This window comes from Ruminococcus sp. AM43-6, assembly GCF_003461785.1.
Taxonomy (GTDB): Bacteria; Bacillota; Clostridia; order Oscillospirales; family Ruminococcaceae; genus Hominimerdicola; species Hominimerdicola aceti.
This window is the reverse complement of record NZ_QTXU01000007.1, coordinates 84,059-102,185: the sequence shown is the minus strand read 5'-3', so window position 1 is coordinate 102,185 and position 18,127 is coordinate 84,059. Positions and strand designations below refer to the sequence as shown.

Here is an 18,127-nt window from a genome sequence, read left to right as displayed (position 1 = left end):
TTGTTTTTATTATACTTTGATTGTTTTGTATGTGTCAAGTTTTATTATACAGGATTAGTTGATCGCACAAAGGTCAGCAGGACGGCGATCGATACCCTCAACGAAAAGTACGGAGAAATGCTGTTCAGGACAAGCATCAGCAAGTCTATTGAAGCTGCCAAAAGCTCTGAAAATGGCATACCGCTTTGTCTCACAGGTCACAAGTTAGGTCAGGAATACGACGAATTGGCTCAGGAGGTGTTTTCAAGATGTTAAGTATGTCAGAACTTGCAATGAACCCGAACCGCAAGGTCACTACCGTCTGCAACGGCAAGAAGCAGGAGTGGGACGATCGTGAAGAAGCTCAGGCTTATTTTCTTGAAGCGATGATGAATAGCGACGGTGCAGAGCATGACCGATACTCCTGCATCTTCATTCAGCTTCAGAACGGACTGAGCTGCTGCACCGATGAAGATGACGAGGAGGACGAGTGATGAAGCCGTTTGATACCGACAGGACACCGTGGCTTTTCACTCCTCACGGTGACGGAGAGCTGGACGAGTTTTTCAGCTCAGACCACAGCAAAGTCATAGCAGAAACTTCACAGGAAGTAATCGCAAATCTTTCTGAGAGCCGTGACAGGCTCTCTGGAAAGCTCTGCTACACCTTCAATTACAATCAACGCAGATACAGATACACGCTCCTGCGGTTTGCGGATATGATCGTCCGTGCAGATGTGACGGCAAAAAAGCTGAAAAACCGTATCATAGAGCTTGACGCAGAGAACCGTGAGCTTCGCAAACAGCTTGCGGACATGGAAAGGAAGATGAAACAATGAATACACCACAGTTTGACCTGAGTGCTATGCTCTCCACACCACAGCAGACCGCTGTTCAGCAGATTCCTTGCGACAAGCTTCACCCCTACCACAACCACAAGTTTGATCTGTACTCCGGGGAAAGACTTGAAGATATGGTAGCCAGTATCAAGGAAAATGGTGTACTGTCTCCGATCATTGTTCAGCCGGACGGCGACGGATATGAGATACTCATCGGTCATAATCGCTGGAATGCTTCTAAACTCGCAGGACTGCCGAATGTTCCGGCGATTATCAAGGCAGGACTTACCGAGGACGAAGCAGAAATGTATGTCATTGAGTCGAATGTTATGCAGAGAGGCTTTGAAAACCTCAAAATTTCGGAGCAGGCTGCCGCTGTTGCACTCAGACACAGCGAAATGTTCTCTCAGGGCAAGCGAAATGACATTCTCAGGGAGCTTGCACACCTTGAAAATCCGTCAGCCAAAATCGACAGTTCAACTTTGAATCCAGTGGGTTCAAAGTTAGACACGAGCGAGAGCATTGGAAATGAGTACGGTGTCAGCAAAGGCTCAGTAGTAAGGCTTATTCGTATCAATAAGCTCACTGATGAACTGAAAGCCCTTGTGGACAGCGGAGAGATTGCAATCCGCACAGGCGTGGAGCTTTCTTTCCTGTCAGAAGATACACAGGCTATTGTCGCTGAATATGCTGAGGACTGCAAGATTGACATGAAATCTGCAAAAATGCTCCGTGCTTCTGCCGACAGCGAGGGCAACATCGATCGTAATACCGTTCACGCTATTCTTTATGGCGAGGACACCGAGCCGAAAGTGAAGCCCAAAAGCGTAAAGATCAGCCATGACATTTATACCAAGTATTTCAGCAACGGCGAGAAGCCGAAAGAGATCACGGAAACAATTGAAAAGGCACTTGAACTATACTTTAAGAATATGGAGGATGAATAATATGAAGAAGATCATTACAACGGTATTCTGCACCGCACTTACACTCTGCTCCGGCTTGACCACCTATGCTGCCGAGAACCTTGACCGTGACGATATCGAAGCCGAGATTTGGGAGGATATGTGGAACGGCAAGGGCGATAATGGACTTGACTTTCCCGAAGCATCGTACAAGCATCATCTTCTTGACAGGTGGCTTGACGAGAACTATGGTTCGGAAGATTATGACTGGACCGAAATCGGAGAGCTTCAATATGAATACAAGGACTACTACTGTCGTCTGATCGAAGATTGGGATTTTGAGGACGATAATGAGGGTGGCTGGACGATCAGCACCGAGGACAACCATTACAGCTTTTCTCTGCTTAACGGTATGTGGCAAATGACAGACAAAAATGGTGATACCGTTGACACATTCCCACCATTCAGCACCTTAGAGGAAGACGAATCCGAAATCGCAGGCGGTTACAAGATCAACGATAACGGAGCTGATAGTCCGAGAGTGATCGGAGAGGTCACAGGCGGAACGGAAACGGCTTCTGAGGGCGGTTCTTCCGCAGAGGGCAACGATGCCACTGTTAGTCCGTCAGACGTTTCTGAGGGCGATTCTGACGGTTCTGGGGTAAATCCCCTTGCAATCATCGCAGGAGTGGCAGCTCTCGCAGGAGTTGGCGGTGCAGCTTACTACTTTACAAGAAAACGGAAGTGATCTTATGATTTTTCAAAGCAAACAAAAAGTAAACGATGCTCCCGTATGGGAAGTCGATACCGATACACAGACGGTTCGTCATCGCAGCCCTAAGACGGGCAAAACAGAGCGTTATGTGTTCCACACCGATCAAATCAGGTATTATCTGCATCACATTGAAGATAAGCGGCCTGACCTCTTGCAGGAGATCGTGGACAAGGGCGAGATCTACAAGCACCTTGACGAGCTTGACACAAAGGTCACGGACGCAGTTAATCGTCAGACCGACTTGCTTATGCAGTCGAGCCGTGACTATCAAATTGCCGTTGAATCGGGCAATCTCAATGCGGTTGGCTCAATCGGCAATCTGCTACGTATGCAGGCACAGAGAGCCGTGTACGATACAATGATCTATCTTTGGAGGGACGAATGATGTTTTGTGCGAACTGTTACAAGGAAATTCCCGCAGGCAAGAGTTATTACAAGCATCAGGATACCAATCAGAGCTACTGCTCCCTGGACTGTCTGAATGATCACATGATCTATACCCACACGATCACGCTTGAAACGAGCGAGGGTGCGGAAACCACCGAGGAACAGGACAATGACGAGTGAGGACTTCATCGAGGACTTGCGGAGAAACGGCGTAAAGCTCATAAAAAACGACGGCTCTCTTACCGAGATCCCGCCGGACTTCTTGAAACGAGCCACCGAGCTTTGCAGTCAGCTCAGTTGCAGCTCGATCAGCTATGATATTGTTGATCCGCAGGACAGCGAGCATACAAAGCTCAGGGTGCTGGATTGTGGGTATGCGGAATAAGAAACGGATAGCCGTCTGATAAGGACGGTTATCCGTGTTTGAGTGTATTATTTTGCTGAATCATAAAAGAATAATCCGTTTGGCGTGTCTTGTATCATTGCTGTTTTATGTTATTTTGGTTCACGCAAATCAATTTTCAAAATTTCAGTAATTTAATGTGAGAATTTTTGATATTTCTGACAATTCAAACAAGAAAAAATTATCTGAAAAACATATTAAAGTAATCAAAAACAATGTTAAATGTTGTAAAACAAATCATTTAAGCAACAAAATTGATTTCCGTGATTTTGGCTCGTGATTTCTTGACTTTTTCTTCAATCTGTGATATACTTATATCGTGTATACCATGTTGTTTGAAGGCTGTGGTTTTATGTCAATAAGAGTTCCGTGGGATAAGTTTGAAGCTGCCATTTTGCTTGATGGCTGGCTCAGAGTTAAGGAAGGTATTCCGAGAAGTGAAGTAATAACTTTGGTTTCCTATAAACTGCGTAAAAAAGCTGTTAATCAGGGAGTCGCAATAGATAGCGTTTTTCGCAACACTAATGGCATTAACTTTCAGCTAATGAGCATGGCATCCGCTTTTGAAGCAACTGATATGGGGAAAGCCCCTTCTAAACTTTTTATGGAAGTAGCTGATCTTTACCATAATGATTTTGCTTCTTATTCAAAACTTATAGAGGAGGCAATGCAGATGCTTGAAGGTACATCCGAGCTGAAGTACAGCTTTATAAAGTTTCTTCGTGAACAAGTTCCTGATAAAGCAGATAAGATTCTTGTCGCTATAAAAAGCATAGACGAATTTGCGATAGCAACTAAAGCATTGCCCTGTTCTTTTTTTGATGTGTTATCAGAAGATACTATATCTTTGCTCAGGAAAAAGGTTCTTAACCATAAATTCTTCATGGTGAGACATAAAAACTTGCAGGAATATCCAGCACTTGCTTTGTCTCTATTGGAGAAGTTTATATTGAATACAGGCGATACTGTCGCCACTAACGGTAGTGAAGAAACTGAAAAGTATCATACCGCCGAGGAAAAACAAGTGAATAACGAAAATAAACAAGCAGATAACATTAGCTTTGCTGATTGGATTACGCAGTGCGCCGGATTGAGTCCGGCAACAGCACGGAGTTACAGATCGGCTCTTAACACTTGCGACGCTTATGCTTTTGAGAGTCAGCTTTATTCAGAGAGCATAACGCTTTGCACGACATATAATGATTTCGTGGTAAAATACGATGCCCTTATGAATGATGAAGGGTTCTTAAAACTTAGCGAAATAAAGCATAATTACCTTGTAGCTGCCCTAAAAAAGTACCATGACTATTTTTACGCTTTGGATACAGGTTTTGTTTCAAGTTCTTCTCTCTCAAAGAAAGTTCAACCAAACAATCAGCCGTCTGTATCTGATGAGGTGCAAAACAATTGTAACAGCATTCTCAGTCAGGATTTTGAGGACGGCTATCAGGTTGGCGATTATATGCATCAAATGCGCTTCTTGTCCTGTTATGAAGATACATTCGGAAGCGAACTCGATATTACGGAAGATGAGCTTGACAAATTACTGAAATACATTGGGCAAATCCGTGATGGGCGTATATTCTGTAAAGGCAATAACGATACTCCTTTGATCACTTCAGTCTTTGAGGTTGTGGAAAATGCATTTGAGAACGGCGCAACAGCAGTTTTCTTTGAGTGCATCTACGAAAGATATACGGACAATCTTATTTCCGAGATGAACATATACAGTGCTGACGCATTAAGAGACATAATGAAAAATGACAGCCGTTTTCAAGCAAACTATCATATTGAGCGATCTGCTATCGTAAAAAATGGAATAAGTGCTGATACAACAAACGAGATTAAGGTGATTTTACAGAGCAGCCATACACCGCTAACCTTTGAGGATTTCAAAGAACGACTTTGGTATGTACCTATGGATAGAATCAAGTCGGAACTCGCTCGTTTTTCCGAAGCAGTATGTGTTGAAAGAGGTACATACCTCTACGCATTGAACTTCTACATCTCGCCCGACGAGAAGGTTGCCTTGATAAAAGCTATGCGTTCGTCAATTTACAGCAACGGTTATCTTGTAGCCAAGAATTTACGAGAAATATTCAACAAAGCCTGTCCGTCGGCAGCTCTTGACTCTGAGTATCTAAAGGACTATGCTATCAGAGATATTCTAAAGATAATCTTTCAAGATGAATTTGATTTCAGTTCATCTGTGATAACGGAGAAAGGCAATCCGTTGGATATTGGACAGTTATATCGTAATTACGCTGCCGAACACGAACAGCTTTCTCTCCGAGAAATCAAGGAGTTCCAAGAAACCATCGGTCTCCCCATATATTGGGACGACATTTTCAAGGAAATGGTTCGTATTTCCGCTACGGAACTTGTCCGCAGGGATAAGGTACAGTTTGATGTTGATGCCGTAGACGATGCTTTGGAGAAGATGTATCCAAATGAGTACACAGCATTGAAAGATATAACATTATTCTTGTCATTGCCTGCTGCATCTGTTCGTTGGAACGGATATGTACTTGAAAGCTACCTGAGAGACTACAGTAAGAAATTCAGATTAGTTCAGGTCAGCATATCTAACGATGATTATTATGGCGTTATGCTCAAAAGCACATCTAATTTGGAGAGCTATAACGATGTTGCCGCAGATATGCTTGCAAAAAATGGAGGCTGGACTGATGAAAAGTCCGCCTTAAGATGCCTTGTTGATGCAAAATTTCAGCAGAGGGCAAAAAATAGCAATATCTCTGCGATTGTCAAGGCAGCAAGACAAAAGCGAGCAAATATATAAGCGAAGGAAGAAGTAACCAATGTACGAATATATATGGGACGATCAGACAGGAGGAATACTACTGACCACAAATCAGTCGAAATTCAGCAAAGAACCTCGTCCTGTCTACTCCCGTGAGCTTGACATTCTCGGTTTCGATCAGCATTGGAATTATCCACATGATGATTCTGCGCCGATTATGTGGGCGGAAGCAAACAACTATTATTACCGTGGAAAACTTGTCGCTAAAACAAAGGGCGGCTCTATATATACTAAACCTGAAATCGTAATACTTGATACTCCCGAACCTTCTGGTGATATGCTCCAGTTTGTTGACATAAAGGCGATGTGCGACAAGAACAGGAATATACTTGAAACACTCGTTCAGGAAACTATTCAAAAGATTTACAATACATATATGGAGTATCGGAATAAGATAGATGTATATTACGTTGCATTTAGCGGAGGAAAAGATAGCGTAGTAGCGCTTGATCTTGTGCAAAGAGCATTACCACATGATTCCTTTCTTGTTCTTTTTGGCGATACTCAAATGGAATTTGAAGATACATACGCTTTGGTCGAAAAACAAAAAGAGTTATGTGCAGCAGAAAATATAAACTTCATAGTTTCTAAATCAGAGCAACCGCCTGAAATTACATGGCGTGAATTTGGTTCACCATCTCAAACTATGCGATGGTGCTGCAGTGTACACAAGACAGCTCCTCAAATATTAGCATTAAGAGAGCTTACAAACAATCCTTCTTTTAGAGGAATGGCTTTCACCGGAATAAGAGCAGATGAAAGCTCGTCAAGAAGCCAATATGATGATGTGACATACGGTGGAAAGCATAAAGGACAATATAGCTGTCACGCCATACTTAATTGGAGTTCAGCCGAGGTTTTTTTATACATCTATGATAATGACTTGCTATTAAATGAGACATATAAAAAAGGAAATAGTCGTGCCGGCTGCCTTGTATGTCCTATGGCAGCTTACAAAAATTTCTTTTTCAAGGAACAATCGTATGGTGGAGATCCTAAATCACGGTTATCCACCACTATGTATACAGACATTATTTTAGAAACAACATCTAAAGTGTTTGCAACAGAAAAAGACAAGATAGATTTCATGGAAACTGGTGGCTGGAAAGCGAGAAGAAGTGGACGAGAACTCAATATTTCTGAGGATTTTTGCAATGAGTCACTTGAAAAAGGAATCCTGACCATCACCCTTCTCCGAGAAAGGACTGACTGGCGTGAATGGATAAAAACGATCGGAGATGTAATAAGTATCTCTGATTCTGCGATAGAGATCGTTTATGAGAAAAAAAGCTACACTATCAGTCGCAGAATCAAGGGCAAACAACAGGTTTTCACCGTGGATTTGAGTGATAACTCAAAAACGGATATATTCTTTGGCTCGGCATTGAAGACCGTATTCAGAAAATCAGCATACTGCATCGGATGTCATGTATGCGAAGCAAACTGTCCTAACGGGTTCATAAAAATGCACGAGGGCAAGGTTACAATTGACAATAAGTGCGTAAAATGCAAAAAATGCCATGACGTTTTTCATGGTTGTTTAGTTGCAAATTCACTTAGATTACCGAAAGGAGATAAGAAAATGGGTAGCGTAGACCGTTATGGTAATATCGGCATTGAGTATGAGTGGGTAGTTGATTATTTTACCAAGAAGGACGGATTTTGGGAAGATAATGAACTTGGAACGAATAAAATCAAGAATATGAAAAGTTTTTTGTCGGATGCTGGAATTACTCTTCCGAAGAAAAATACGATAACTCCTTTTGGCGAAAAAATAGCTACCATCGGAATTGAGACAGAAGCTGCATGGGGTATCATTATCAGCAATCTTGCTTATACAGCAGAGCTTAATTGGTGGGTTATGAATACTTCTTGTGGAATGACCTACACTCCTGTTCAGCTTCAGAGTATGCTGTCAGATAAAGTAGCTTCTGAAAACTCTCAGAAACACATTGTCTCTGCTTTTAAGAATATTTTCGCTTCCAATGAGATTCTCGGCAAGGCTTTAGGATTAGGAGTATGCCTCCTTAAAGAAAAAAGCTCTAATAGAGTTCTCATTGAGATTCAGCGTACTACTTGGCAGCACCCGATCCCCGAAGTAATCCTCTACGCTCTTTTCAAGTTTGCCGAAGCGTGTGACGGATATTATCAGTTCTCTCTCTCGACGCTTATGGACGATTCGCTTGAAAGAGACGGTATAAGCCCTTCCCGTATGTTCGGACTTGACAGAGACACGATGATCGGGCTTCTTAACAACCTTAGCACACACTATCCTGAGTTTATCCGTGCTTCGTTCACACTTGACCTTGAAACGATCACGCTTTCAGAGGATAAGTCTGCTGAGGATGTGCTTAATCTGTTTTAATACAAAGGGGTATTGACATGGCTGAGAAAAAGTTATACAAAGAATACTTTCAAATAGATCCTAAATACTTTCCACAGGTAACCGAAGCACTCATTAAAGAGGGCAAGGTTAATTGGAAGAACTATTTTGCAAACGATTCGTTTATCGCTGTTCTGAAACAGGCTTGCGATATGGTAAACGGATTGAGTCCTCTCTCAATGTTTACATGGGGACCGTATGGTTCTGGTAAGTCACATCTGCTGCTTACCCTTATCTCTATGCTAAAAGCAAAAAACGAGGAAATCACTGATTACTTTACAGATCAGAACCTTTCCAATGACCTCCTCAATAAGTTCATCGCTATGAAGAACAGTGGAAAGATCATCACTATCCATAGAATTGGTTCATCTGATATTACAACTGAAACTGACCTTGTTCTTGCAGTTCAGCAGAGCGTAATGGCAGCTCTGGATGAAAACGGTATTGATAATCAGGGTTCAGCTTCTATGAAGGACTCCTTCCTTGAGTATATAAGCAAACCCATCAACAGAACATATTTTGACAGTCTTATCAAAGAGGACGATTATGCCTGGGAATTTCCTGAGATGTCCGTTGATGACGTCGAGAGGATCATTACTGGTGATAATGCTAAGCAGTCCGAGGAAATGCTCCGCAAGGTAATGACTGTGATGAAGAATATTGGTCAGTATGGTATCCTGAAAGACACCAATGCTATGTCCGATTGGATCAAGGATATTATTGAAAAGAACAATATCAAAGCTATTATTTTTGCGTGGGACGAGTTTTCTGAATTTTTGCAAAATCACCCTATGGGACTTACTGGTTTCCAAACTCTGCTTGAAATCAGCAATTCACACCCGTTCTACTTCATTATTGTAACACACGAAGCGGAAAAGGTATTTGCTGACTCTAAGGCAGCAAAGAAATTCCTTGACAGATTCCAGAAGCCAGTTGAAATTTCTCTGCCTGAGAATACAGCTTTCAAACTTTTGCATCAGGCAATGAAGACCACAAGCGATCCTGTTCCTGCTGAGGAATGGAATACAAAAATTCTGCCCGCTGTTAATGGCAGATTGTCTGAGGTCAGAAAGCGTATACTGAGTTTTGAAAGAGCTTCGTCAAGTAAGAAGTCAACTTTCACGGACGATGATCTTCAGGGCGTTGCGCCTATTCACCCTTATGCTGCCCTTATACTCCGTCAGATTGCGAGTATGTTTAACTCTAATCAACGCAGTATGTTTGACTTCGTCATCAATGAAAGCAGCGATTCACAGGGGTTTAAGTGGTTTATTAATAATTATAGCCCTTTCGATAGAATGAATATTTTGACCGTTGATATGTTGTGGGACTTTTTCTGTGGGAAACAGGTCAGCGGACTTAGTGACGATGTACGTGGAATTTTCCTTAGCTATGACGGTCTGAAATCCGAGAGTCTTCTTCCGGAAGAACAAAAAGTATTAAAGACAATCCTGATTTTACAGGCAGTATCGGTAAGAATATCGAATGATGATTTGCTGTCGCCTAATGCCGAAACACTTGACCTTTCGTTCAGAGGAACGGATTGGAGTGTCGGTAAGGCAAAGGCTATCGCTGAGGGACTCCGTGAAAAAGGGCTTATCTTCGAGAAACCTATGGCGAACGGTAAAAAAGAATATTGCGTTGCAAATGGTAATGTTGGCGACGGTATCAAGAAATACCGTGATCAGGCTATTGCTGAAACAAAGACAACAAGCCTGATTACTATCGCAGGATTAGCCGACTCTGTCGTCATTCCTAAGCCTGTAGAAATGAGATACAAGCCCGAATTCGCATCGGAAAGCGGATTTACGACAGCATTGAATAATCAGCTAAGACATTCCTACACGGAGCGATTCAAGATTATTATCACATTCGCTTTGAATGACATTGAAGCACAACAAGTAAAAAATCATATCCTGAAAGCAGTATCATCACCAAATAATGATGTTCTCTTTATCGAAACACTTACCCCTATGGGAAAAGATCTCTATGATCAGTACATAGAAGCTCTTGCGTTCAGTAAGTATTACTCTACAAAGGACGGCAATCAGGCAAAGCATTTCCAAGATCAGGCTGACGGTGTGTTACGTCAATGGAAGCAGAATATCACAAATGGAGCGTTCACGTTCTTCACTCCTCAAAATCCTAATGGTGAGAGAAAAGCTAACCTGTCCGATTTACAGGAAGCTCTGAAGCGCTACGATTTTCAGACATACGTTTCCTGCCTTGAGCAGTACAGCCTGAATGCTACGCTGTACAGTGCATTTAATCTTTCTCAGGGTGCTGAACTCGGTATAAAGCAGGAAACCAAGAGTGCATACCATGTTGCAAATAAGAATTTGAGCATCGAAAATGCACTTTCAGGAGCATGGAAAGTTGATGATTACTGGAAGGATAGCACCAAGCAAAGCCTTGTAATCGTTAAGGTTAAGACAAGAATCGAAGAAATCATCGAGGATAGCTTCAAAAACAATAACGGTGAAGTCAGCATTATGACCATTTTAAACGAGATGGAGAAGCAACCGTTTGGATTTATGCCGACTTCTATTACGTCATTTGTACTTGGTTTCTGCCTTAAAGAATATGCTACCTCAAATTATTTCTGGAGCAACCATTCTAATACCGAAACTATGACCGTTGACAAGATGAAAATTATGATTGCCAACGCTCTGAATCAGAAGAATAACCCGTCAAAGAACTACAAAGACGAATTTATCGTTACTATGACCTCAAGCATGAGAAGTTTCCTAAAGGGTTCTTCTGCCATATTCGGTATTCCTGAGTCAATGTGTACTTCTATTGAAGCGACCAGAGATCAGGTTAGGATTAAAATGAAAAACTTACAGTTCCCGATCTGGTGCGTAAAGTATCTTATTGATAACGAACAGCTTGCTAATCCGAAATCTACTATCGAAGAAGTGATCGATTGCTACACAGGAATAGCCAATACTGCAAATGGCACTCAGGAATCGGAAAGCAAACTGGCAGAACGTATTGGTGAGGCTTTTGAAGAATCGCCGTCTATAATTGATGACCTCAAAGGCTTGATGAGTGACAACAAGTGCAGAGATGGTATGATTGCATACATAGAACAATATAAAGGCGGAGAACTGAGACAATTAGCTGCTGAAATCAACGATAACGGAGCTTACATTGATGAAGTGAAGAAAAAGTTCAATGCAGGTGACGGTAATTGGGTGTGGAGTACACAAACAGCAGACGAAAAAATCTTAGGCGTAATTCTTGAATACAAGATCATCAGAGAAAGCAACAAGAGCCTTTCCTCTTGTGCCACATTGCAGGATACAATATCCGAGTGGAACAGACGTACTAACAACATTAAGATGCCTTGTGAGGTTGTGGCAAAGCAGGTTGGCGATTTAGGACTTTTCCTTTGGGAATTAAGTTCTATTAAGAGAAACAACGCAATTGCAGAGCAGAATAAGCAGAAATTCTATGATCTGCTTCTCACTCAAAGAGAAAACTTCGATGCTTTCTATAAGGATCAAGTTCCGTATTTCAAGGCAGACGCTAACTCTTTACTTAGTGATCTGAGTGATTACGAAATTGCTGAGATTTATAACAGTCTGCCTGCCGGACAGTTCACAAAAGGTAAAACCGAGTATTATAATTTTGTTCAGGGTAAGATCGACGAGTATATCCTAAGCCAATGGAAGAAGAAAATGCAGGCACTTTGGCATGAAAAGACTGGTACCAAAGATCCTGTAGAATGGTCTGAAAAGTATAACACACCAATTCTCTGCATGGTTTCAGAGGAACAGCGTCCGATTGCTCGTAGAATTTTCGATATTATTAAGAGTTCAAATCCCTCTGAGGATGACGCAAAAGCTGCTATTGAGTTTATGAATAGTACTGATTTTTATGATAGATTATCAGATGGCAGTGAGAGAGACAGACTCTTTATGGAGCTTATTGTAGGCACAAATTCTGTCCTTTTGACCGATGTCAACGATATAAGAAGTAAACTCAGAGCCAAGCTATTGCAGGAGTCGCCTTACTATTGGTTCGGCAGCAGTGAAGTCCAAAAATATCTGAAGTCTATGGTTGATAAGGAGTACAAGCTCCGAGGAAGCGAAAAGGCAAGTCAGATAATTGATCGAATGGATACCGCTCAACTCCGAGAGTATTTGAAACGCAGAATTGACGAAGATGCTGAATTCGGCATACAGATTCTTAAAGGAGAAGATGGTAAATAATGCGTTGTTACGATGCAGAAAGCTGTTTCAACGAGATAATCGCTTACTTTAATTCCGAGGTAAGTGGTTATCCGTTCATAGCTAATATAGATGATGCAACGATATTGCAAGATATTTGTTCTAAAATGCAAGCGGACAGTAATAAAAAGATTATTAGGGTATCAGACTACTGTAATGGGGACAATCTTCCTAATGAAAGTGAATTGCTCACTCATGTCGCTTCTGCTGACAATGGAGTTGTCCTCGGATTATCGCCATATTATATGCTTCGTGGAGAACAGGCGTTAAAGAAATCTGTATCAACACTTCTGCAAATGTCAGTACATGGTCATGTTGTTATAATCATCTACGGTTGTAGCAGCATTCTAAGTAATGCTATTAGTGCTGACGGAGGAAGACCTGACCACCGCACGGTTATATTAGAGAAGCCACAAATCTGTTTACCTAAGATAACATTGACACAATCCTCTGAATTAGAGAAGGATTCTTCGGTGATAAAGGGAATTTCCAAACTCTTTTCCATGTTAGAGAATATGTCATATTGTAATGATTCTTCGTTGAAATCCGAGCTTATTGTTCATACTCATTATTCATCTACGTTATTCAAAAATGCAATGATGCCTGTGGATACCATAAATGGTATTTTCACAATTTTGTGCAGAAATCATCCGGAGATAAAGGCATCATTGGAGCAAAGCTGGGGTACTGACGCACAATGGACGAGCTTATCAAACATATTAAAAGAACACGGTCCATTATCCGCTGCTATTGATACTGTATTAGGAAGTACCGTTAATTTGTCTATGCTGATAGATGATGTCTTTGATGATCTGAAATCGGAGAAGGCATGGTATCTTTGGCTTGCAATGAAGATATTTGGCGTTAAGGAAAACACATATCTCTCCCTTGCTGTAAAGAAAAGTCAGTCCTTAAATGAGCTTATAGATTTGGTCTATATGATGCTGTTGGATTATAAGCATGATGATTCAAATTTCGTATCCTTGTATAAAGAAAGGAAACGAATCATAGAAAAGCTCCCCGATAATAGCGTATTAACGCAAGAGTACTGCGATCATGTAGGAAAATACGAAAAAAATGCTATCTATTATCTTACAGATTTAAGCTATAAGGAAAAAAGAGCATTTTTATTCTATCTTGGAAAACCAGAGTATTCATACACTGAATCTGAGATTCGTACTGTTACCGAATATGCTTTCCACGATTTATATGTTTACCTGAATGGGTTTAAATTCGATGAGCGAAACACACCTAACCCGTCAAATGATACGGATTTGCTATCAATGCTCACAGACTACTTCCATGACTATAAACTCCAAAAAGTCACAAACAGGATTTATCCTGAGTTCATGGAAGTGGTTGATAATAACGCTGTAATGCGTCCATTTACTAAATTACTTCCAAGAATCAGCATCGTGAATGATATTGATAAAAGTGATGCTCAAATCCATTTCTTTGATGCTTTGGGTGTGGAATACTTAGCATTTATCATTGATAGATGCAAAACATATGGATTGCAGTTTGTCATTCATGTAGCTCACTGCGAGCTTCCCTCTATAACATCACAAAATCTTGAATTCAAGAAATTCTTCAAACTTGTTCCTGATGATAATGGAGAGCTAAAACTACCTGGCACTAAGGAGCTTGACGAGCTGAAGCACCATAGTAAAGAATTCGATTATCGAAAATGTAAAGAGCCGGTTCATCTGTTTTTAGAGCTTGAGATTATTGATAAAGAACTTAAACAGCTCAAAGAGATGCTCATTAATCAGGAATTTAAGAAGATAATCATTATATCAGATCATGGTGCAAGCAGGTTATCTGTAATACACCAATCAGAATGTAAGATGCACACTTTAGAATGCAACGGTAGTCATAGCGGAAGATGCTGTCCGACATCTTCTGATCCAAACATTTCTGAGGGTGTATATGAGAATGGCTTTGCTATCCTTGCAAATTATGATCGTTTCAAAGGCGGTCGTCCGGCAAATGTTGAAGTACATGGCGGAGCAACACTCGAAGAAACCGTTGTTCCTATCATTGAACTTACATTAAAGCCTGAAAAGACGGACATTTATTTCGTAAGCAAATATATTGAGTTTCATAACAAAGAAATTGTTTCTGTTGTGGTTCATTCTAACTTGATGATAGCAGCTCCAAAGCTGATAATCAAGGGCATTACAAATCCTGCATTCTCCTGTGAGTGCAGTTGTAGTGGAAATGTCGATACTAAACACTACAAGTTTGATATTCCTGAAATAAAACGTAGTGGAAAATTTACTGCTGATTTGTATGATGGCGATTCACTCATACAACAAGATATGACGTTTGAAACAAAGAAAGCAGTAGGCACAGCAAAGGATTTCTTTTCATAATCGGAGGTCTGTATGAGCGAATTAGAATATCAGAGTGCTGACTTCATTGATAGACTTCGAGATGCGTTTGATGAAATGGTTCTGTATAAAGACCTGAAAAAGAGCAACTTCATTTCCTCATTCAAATTGCCATCATTTATGCGTGATTGGGTAATTAAGCGCTTTCAAGATGAAGATGGAGAGATAGACACAGACGGTGCGAGTGAGTTTATTAAGCAATTCATTCCAAAGAAAGAAGAATGGAAAAGCATTCTGAACCGTGTTGTGAATTTCCATGAGGCAGTCAAATTCTTGGGAAAAATCTCTGTAAACATAAATATCAAGAATCAGCTTGTCACGTTTAGGCTGCCGGATTTCGGTCTTGAGTTCAAAGAAACAATTATTCCGAGAGAAGTTTGGGATGAATGTTGCGATGAGCTATTGAAATCCGAGGAGAATTGGGGCATTATTGAAATAGGATACTATATGCCCGAAGATGAAAAAGATCCTGGCAAGATCAAACTTGTAAGCTATCAGGATTTTTGTCCCTATGAAGTATCATTGGAAGATTATAAGTCTGCAAACGAGGACTTCTCTCTGACAGAGTGGGTAGACATTATACTTTCTGCTGTTGACTATAATCCGGAAGGATATGAGTCCTTTGAGCAAAAGCTCACTATGGTTCAGCGTCTTCTGCCTTTCGTTGAAAAAAGAGTTAACCTTATGGAACTTGCTCCTCCTGGAACGGGTAAGTCTTATCTGTTTGGTCAGATTTCAAGGTATGGTTGGCTTGTTTCAGGAAAAGTTACACGTTCAAAGCTAATATATGATCTGACAACTAAAAAAGAAGGAGTTGTCGCTTTCAGAGATTATGTCGCTTTGGACGAGATAAGAGAAGCTGAATACATGAAAGATGCCGAGATTCAGTCTGCACTTCAAGCAATTATGGAGAACGGTAAATATCGCGCTCCTGATAATCATGAAGTGAATGTCGATGCAGGAATCATCTTTCTTGGTAATATATCTTCTGATAAGCAGAACGAATACGTCAATATGTGTGTAGAGTTGCCGAAGCCTTTCCACCAGCCACAATTCCTTGACAGAATTCACGGCTTCATAAAGGGCTGGGATTTACCAAGAATGAAAGATGATATGAAGGCACAGGGCTGGGCGCTTAACTCGGAATACTTTGCAACAATAATGCACGAGCTTCGTGATGATGCATCGTACAGAGTCATTGTCGATAAGCTTATCGTAATGCCACCCGACTCTGATACAAGAGATACAGAAGCTATCAAGAAAATCTGCACAGCCTTCTTGAAGTTACTATTCCCTAAAGTCAGAAAACCAAGTGACATTAGCAGAAGCGATTTTTGGAATTATTGCTTAAAGCCCGCAATGGATATGAGAGCGATAGTCCGCATTCAAATGGGCTTTTCTGACGAGAAGTTACAAGGGAAAACTGTTCCCGATTTTGATGTAGAGGAACTTGACGAAGAATGAAAAAAGTAAAGGCATCACCATGTATATCGTGCGGTAAAAAGGATCTATCAAAAGATGAAGTTGGTATCAATCTTAAACTTATAGGAGAGGATACAGAAAACTTCTACTGTCTTGATTGCCTTGCAAGCGTACTTGATGTAGGTGTTCAAGATATATTAGATAAGATTGAAGAATTCAAAGAAGAAGGCTGTACGTTGTTTTTGTGAGGTGAAGTATGGTGATATACGCTGATAATGCGGCAACAACTCAATTAGATACAGATGCATTTGAAGCGATGAAGCCGTTTCTGCTTGAAAACTACGCTAATCCATCAGGAGCGTATAGCTATTCAAAGAAAGCAAAACAGGCTATAAAAGCAGCTCGCAAGACGATTGCCGAATGCATTAATGCTGAACCTGAACAAATCTATTTTACTTCTGGCGGTACAGAAAGCGATAATTGGGCAATTAAGGGCTTTGCTCTTTCTGATTATGACTATAAAGCTGTTATCACTTCGCAAATCGAGCATCACGCAATCCTCAATTCTTGTTACGACATTGAAAGACTTAAGCACCCTGTTGCATACTTGCCAGTAGATTGCAAAGGTGTTGTAGCAACAGATACATTAAATAGATACATATCAGATCGAACAGGGCTTGTTTCCGTCATGACAACAAACAACGAAATTGGAACAATAGAACCAATCAAAGAGCTTGCTCAAATAGCACACTCTCATGGTGCTTTATTCCACACAGATGCAGTTCAGGCAGTCGGACATATTCCGATTGACGTAAAAGTGCTGGGCATTGATATGTTATCCGCATCCGCTCATAAGTTCAACGGTCCCAAAGGTATTGGTTTCTTGTACTGTAAAGAAAGGGTATTACAGCCTTTTCATAATGGTGGCTCACAAGAGTTTGGTATGAGAGCTGGAACTGAAAATGTTCCTGCAATCGTAGGGATGACTGTTGCATTAAGGAAAAACATAATTGAAATGGAACAGAATGCAAAACACTTGCGTCGTTTATCAGAAGAATTACTTTCAATATTAGAAGCATCAAATGTCCCATTCATTCTTAATGGGCATCCAACAAACCGACTGCCCGGCAATATAAATCTATCAATAAAAGGGAAAAGTGGCGAAGGACTGATGCATATGCTTGATCTTAAAGGTATATGCGTTTCTACAGGCTCAGCTTGCGACAGTCATAATCAGCAAGTTTCTCATGTAATACAGGCTATCGGTGTACCGGAGGATTATTGCGAAGGGACTATTCGTATCACCCTTGGCAAACACAACACCGAGGAAGAAGTAAAAGCTATAGCCGAAACGCTTATAAAACTATCAAAGATATGAAGCAATGAAAAGCAGCTCATTTTGCCCTGAATGCGGTAGAAAGATGCGGCAGCAGTTTATAGGGCTAAAGCATTGTGAATGTGGTATTAGTTGGCTAAAGGGAACAGGATTTTTCTATAGAACTCCAGACATGATTTTCTGCCTTAAACGCATTAAAATTGGAGCTAAAACCAAGCAAGTCCCTTTTGTTAAGTATAAAAATACATCA

At 40.9% G+C, this 18,127-nt stretch carries 14 protein-coding genes and 1 pseudogene; all 15 read left to right on the top strand.

From position 1 onward, the window contains the following. A pseudogene (locus tag DW938_RS06280) lies at positions 1 to 255 on the top strand (hypothetical protein); the annotation flags it as partial. Beyond that, positions 249 to 473, top strand: a complete 225-nt coding sequence (locus DW938_RS06275; protein WP_117923808.1) for a hypothetical protein — start codon at positions 249 to 251, stop codon at positions 471 to 473. The pseudogene DW938_RS06280 and the gene DW938_RS06275, both read left to right, overlap by 7 nt. Beyond that, complete coding sequence (locus DW938_RS06270; protein ID WP_118124230.1) at positions 473 to 817, top strand: hypothetical protein; 345 nt, start codon at positions 473 to 475, stop codon at positions 815 to 817. The genes DW938_RS06275 and DW938_RS06270 overlap by 1 nt, the downstream gene beginning before the upstream one ends. After that, on the top strand, positions 814 to 1,764 hold the full coding sequence (locus DW938_RS06265; RefSeq protein ID WP_118124229.1) for a ParB/RepB/Spo0J family partition protein: 951 nt from the start codon (positions 814 to 816) through the stop codon (positions 1,762 to 1,764). Before DW938_RS06270 ends, DW938_RS06265 begins: the two co-directional genes overlap by 4 nt. A 1-nt stretch (position 1,765) precedes the next feature. Then, a complete protein-coding gene (locus tag DW938_RS06260; RefSeq protein WP_118124228.1) occupies positions 1,766 to 2,470 on the top strand; it encodes a hypothetical protein in 705 nt (234 codons plus the stop codon). 4 nt (positions 2,471 to 2,474) lie between these two features. After that, positions 2,475 to 2,882, top strand: a complete 408-nt coding sequence (locus tag DW938_RS06255; RefSeq protein ID WP_118124227.1) for a hypothetical protein — start codon at positions 2,475 to 2,477, stop codon at positions 2,880 to 2,882. Further along, entirely contained in the window at positions 2,882 to 3,064 is a 183-nt protein-coding gene (locus DW938_RS06250; protein ID WP_118124226.1) for a hypothetical protein, read from the top strand. Before DW938_RS06255 ends, DW938_RS06250 begins: the two co-directional genes overlap by 1 nt. Then, positions 3,054 to 3,269, top strand: a complete 216-nt coding sequence (locus tag DW938_RS06245; RefSeq protein ID WP_118124225.1) for a hypothetical protein — start codon at positions 3,054 to 3,056, stop codon at positions 3,267 to 3,269. The genes DW938_RS06250 and DW938_RS06245 overlap by 11 nt, the downstream gene beginning before the upstream one ends. A 370-nt stretch (positions 3,270 to 3,639) precedes the next feature. Further along, complete coding sequence (locus DW938_RS06240) at positions 3,640 to 6,087, top strand: hypothetical protein (protein ID WP_118124224.1); 2,448 nt, start codon at positions 3,640 to 3,642, stop codon at positions 6,085 to 6,087. Between the two features lie 19 nt (positions 6,088 to 6,106). Then, positions 6,107 to 8,473 carry a phosphoadenosine phosphosulfate reductase family protein gene (locus DW938_RS06235; RefSeq protein ID WP_118124223.1) on the top strand — a complete coding sequence of 789 codons (2,367 nt, stop codon included), beginning with the start codon at positions 6,107 to 6,109 and terminating at the stop codon, positions 8,471 to 8,473. Between the two features lie 17 nt (positions 8,474 to 8,490). Further along, complete coding sequence (locus DW938_RS06230; RefSeq protein ID WP_118124222.1) at positions 8,491 to 12,708, top strand: hypothetical protein; 4,218 nt, start codon at positions 8,491 to 8,493, stop codon at positions 12,706 to 12,708. Then, the gene (gene pglZ, locus DW938_RS06225; RefSeq protein WP_118124221.1) at positions 12,708 to 15,101 is read left to right on the top strand and encodes a BREX-4 system phosphatase PglZ; all 2,394 of its coding nucleotides are present in this window, start codon (positions 12,708 to 12,710) and stop codon (positions 15,099 to 15,101) included. The genes DW938_RS06230 and pglZ overlap by 1 nt, the downstream gene beginning before the upstream one ends. Positions 15,102 to 15,113: 12 nt before the next feature. After that, positions 15,114 to 16,583 carry a BREX system Lon protease-like protein BrxL gene (gene brxL, locus DW938_RS06220; protein ID WP_118124220.1) on the top strand — a complete coding sequence of 490 codons (1,470 nt, stop codon included), beginning with the start codon at positions 15,114 to 15,116 and terminating at the stop codon, positions 16,581 to 16,583. After that, on the top strand, positions 16,580 to 16,789 hold the full coding sequence (locus DW938_RS06215) for a hypothetical protein (protein ID WP_117927143.1): 210 nt from the start codon (positions 16,580 to 16,582) through the stop codon (positions 16,787 to 16,789). The genes brxL and DW938_RS06215 overlap by 4 nt, the downstream gene beginning before the upstream one ends. 8 nt (positions 16,790 to 16,797) lie before the next feature. After that, the gene (locus DW938_RS06210) at positions 16,798 to 17,919 is read left to right on the top strand and encodes a cysteine desulfurase family protein (RefSeq protein WP_118124219.1); all 1,122 of its coding nucleotides are present in this window, start codon (positions 16,798 to 16,800) and stop codon (positions 17,917 to 17,919) included. Positions 17,920 to 18,127 lie beyond the last annotated feature (208 nt).